This window comes from bacterium, from assembly GCA_024226335.1.
Lineage (GTDB): Bacteria > Myxococcota_A > UBA9160 > SZUA-336 > SZUA-336 > JAAELY01.
The window spans coordinates 1-3,472 of sequence record JAAELY010000507.1 but is presented as its reverse complement, the minus strand read 5'-3'; the positions used below and the strand labels follow the sequence as shown (position 1 = coordinate 3,472).

Genomic DNA, 3,472 nt, shown 5'->3' with positions numbered 1-3,472 from the left:
TCGTCGCTTCTCAACATTGCTCCGTCTCGAACGTTCGAATCAGCCTATTCGCAAGACCTGAAGCGCATTCGTACTGCAATCGGCCTCGAACCCGCAGCCCCGCGTTAGCGCGCTCGCCGCACAACAAGGCGTTGAACCGGACTGTCAACAGCTCGGTTCAATTGACCTTGGGTGCCGTCTGGCGGCATACTTAGGCCTCTGGGTCGGGGCCGGTCAGCGCTGTTGCCAGCCGGTTAACGCCGATCCGTTGTTGCGACACGAGGCTGCTTCCAGAAGTTGTTCGACTCGTTCTGAGATCGAACCGCCCGTATCACCGGGTGAGCCCAGGGATCTGAATCAAGAGCGATCCCGACATCAGTACAGAAGCATGCTTCGGCGTGCGGGGAGAGAATCGTGAGAGGACCTCCCTCCTGTTAGCCACAAGGCGGGTGATGGCCAGGCAGCGGGTAAGGTAAACAAACGTGAACCTGTGATAAAGATCGTTACGCGAACGAGCCAAAGTGGCTGACAGGCTCAGCGGGAGTGGGAGGCAGGTCTTAACGGTGCCACCTCGTGATCCGCATGCTCCCCGGTCGACATCAGGTACCTAACCCCGCGTACTTCAGAAGTGGAACGTGGAAACCCCGTACTGCTCCCGTGTCGTTCGCGGCTCGGGAAAGCGAACCGCAAGGTGAGCCAATGGGAGTGCGGGCTTGAGAAGTCGGAAGAAGCGAATGTCGCCTTGTAACGGGGCGGATACGGGTTCGAACGTCACCCGGCACGAAAGTGAGCCCACGTCCGACAGGTCTATCTTGGCAAGAGAGTTTGGAGAACCAAAGGCAAGGGGGAAAGCAAATGACGACAGCGGCGGTGCCGTATGTTGGTGCGCCCCCGGCATTGGCGAAACAATGGGAAGCGCTCGATTGGGCTTCTCTCCATCGTCAAGTTCAGCGGCTCCAGGTGCGTATTGCGAAGGCGGTAAAAGAGAAGCGCTACGGCAAGGCGCGAGCCCTGCAATGGCTTCTCACGCACTCCTTTGCCGCAAAGGCACTGGCGGTGCGAAGAGTGACGAGTAATCGGGGGAAGAACTCCCCTGGTGTTGATCGTGTGACGTGGCGAACACCGCGTCAGAAGATGTTGGCGATTGGGTCGTTACAACGGCGGGGTTATCGTGCCCAGCCACTGCGCAGGATTTACATACCAAAGAGCCGAGGAGGGCAACGCCCTCTCGGGATTCCAACGATGAACGACCGGGCCATGCAGGCGTTATACCTCTTGGCCCTGAATCCCGCGGCAGAGGCCACGGCGGATATCCATTCCTATGGGTTCCGTCTCGGTCGCTCTACGGCCGACGCTCTCGGGCAGTGCTTCGTCACGCTGGCGAAACAAGACTCGCCAGTGTGGGTGCTCGAAGGCGACATTGAATCCTGCTTCGACCGGATCAGTCACGCTTGGTTGCTGGAGCATGTGTTGATCGATCGCTCCATTCTCCAAACCTGGCTGAAGTCGGGCTACTTCGAAGGGGCTCGGTTCTTCGCAACCGAGCAGGGAACCCCGCAAGGCGGGATCATCTCCCCCGTGCTTGCCAACCTCGCGTTGGATGGGCTCGAGGAGGTGGTCAAGGGAGCAGCTCCATACCGCTCCAAAGTGAACACGGTTCGCTTTGCCGATGACTTTATCATCACCGGCCAATCCCGAGAGCTACTGGAAGAGAATGTCCTTCCTGCGGTCTCGGCCTTCCTTGCAAGTCGTGGTCTTCGTCTGTCGGCATCGAAGACGCAGATCACGCAGATCCATATGGGGTTCGACTTTCTCGGCGCCAATGTACGCAAGTACAAGGGCAAACTCTTGATCAAGCCGTCGAAGCGCAACGTCGTCGGTTTTGTTCGGAGTATACGGGAGTTCGTTCGGAGGGCACGCTCGATCACCACGTTGGAGTTCATCCGTGCCTTGAATCGCAAGCTGCGAGGCTGGGCGCATGCATTCCGACACCTGGTATCGAGCCGCATCTTCTCCATGATCGACGCCGCCATCTTCAAGAGTCTCTTGCGATGGATCCGCAGACGGCACCCGCGCAAGAACTGGCGATGGCTTCGGAGGAAGTACTTCCGAAGTGATCGAGGTAGGCAGTGGGTGTTTACTGCCAAGGCTCGCAGTGCTGACGGGATCGGCACAAATGTCGATCTCTTCCGGGCGAGCAGCCTACGCATCCGCAGGCACATCAAGATCCGGGCCGAGGCGACACACTTCGACCCTGACTTCGCGAACTACTTCGAGAAGCGAAGGCTTCAGAAGAGTCCGCAGGCCAGGAATCGCTGCGTCGTTCAGCCCGCTTTCTAGAATCGAGGATGCGACAGATGGCGACCCAACACGTACACTTCACTGCTGGATCAGTCGAGGGACTGGTCTTTGAATAGGCTTGAGCCGTATGAAGGGAAACCTTCACGTACGGTTCTTAGGGGGGCCCCGGCCGGTAACGGCTGGGGGCCTACCCGGTGCCGGCACCAGCAGCGGGGTCGCATGCGGCATTTTCTCCTGAGTTCCGTGGTAGTGGCCTTGAGTTCGCTTGGTTGCGTGACCGACACTGCGCAAGAACCCGGACTGCCATCGGATGGCGCAGAAGTTCGAGTCCTTGCCCTGGACTGCGAGATCGGCATCCCCGCCTATTACACAGTCCAGACTCAAGACGTCGACAGCGTTTCGTTCTTTAGCTCGCGCTTAGACGAGGTCGGCCGTATCAGAATCGACAACGATCCAGACGACCCGGAGGAGAATCCTCGATTCCGGGTGCTGAACACGCGTGAGGTTGCGCACCTCAAGATCTCCGAGATCGAATACCTGGGATTCGAGGGGAGACGAGCTGCGCCAGCATACGTTTCAATCAGATCGAAGGACCAGAGGCTCACACTGCTCGGAGACGCTACGCGTCTGTCCGAAGATCTCGTTCAGCAGTGCGCCGAGTCGGTGTCGGAGGCCGACATGAACGTCCACCGACGTCGGCAAGAGGGCTGTGCCTACGAACTGCAGTTACGGCCCGAGTACAGTTCGGTCTTCGAGAGCGCCCAGGTTGCGGCGTACTCCACCTCTGACGATCGCCAAGGCTGGCAGCTATCCGATGTTGATCCAGACGGTCCACTGGGACGAGAGGGGGTGGCCGACGGCGACCGCATCACACACTTCTGCGGTCTACCTTTCTCCGAATACGTGGTTTCAGGAGGTCAGTTGTGCTGCGAAACGGGAGATCCAGAGTCCCTCACGCTAACGGTTGAGCGCTCAGCGGCCGAGAGTTTCGATGTCAGGATTCCCAAACCAGCGCCCTAGCCTGTAACGGGTGCCGGCTAACACCTATCAGGCCCCCGGTTGTCAATAGGCACAAACGTCCGTTGACGCCGGCCAAGGTCTTGCTCCGGTCGTTCGTGCTAAGCGCTTCGCTTCTCCTCGGTCCTGGCTTTCGTTTCTACTCGCGGTTGCGGACGTGATCGATCACGTCTGC

The 3,472-nt window shown here is 59.0% G+C and carries 2 protein-coding genes; both read left to right on the top strand.

Features of this window, described 5'->3' with window-relative positions; genetic code table 11:
• The first annotated feature begins 834 nt into the window (after positions 1–834).
• Positions 835–2,319, top strand: coding sequence for a group II intron reverse transcriptase/maturase (gene ltrA, locus GY725_24760; GenBank protein MCP4007406.1), 1,485 nt, complete (start codon positions 835–837; stop codon positions 2,317–2,319).
• A 216-nt stretch (positions 2,320–2,535) separates the two neighbouring features.
• Positions 2,536–3,300, top strand: a complete 765-nt coding sequence (locus GY725_24755; protein MCP4007405.1) for a hypothetical protein — start codon at positions 2,536–2,538, stop codon at positions 3,298–3,300.
• The last annotated feature ends 172 nt before the right edge of the window (positions 3,301–3,472 follow it).

What these genes read in the sequence shown, in the direction of transcription:
- ltrA (MCP4007406.1), top strand. Translation starts at nt 835, where the DNA reads ATGACGACAGCGGCGGTGCCGTATGTTGGTGCGCCCCCGGCATTGGCG.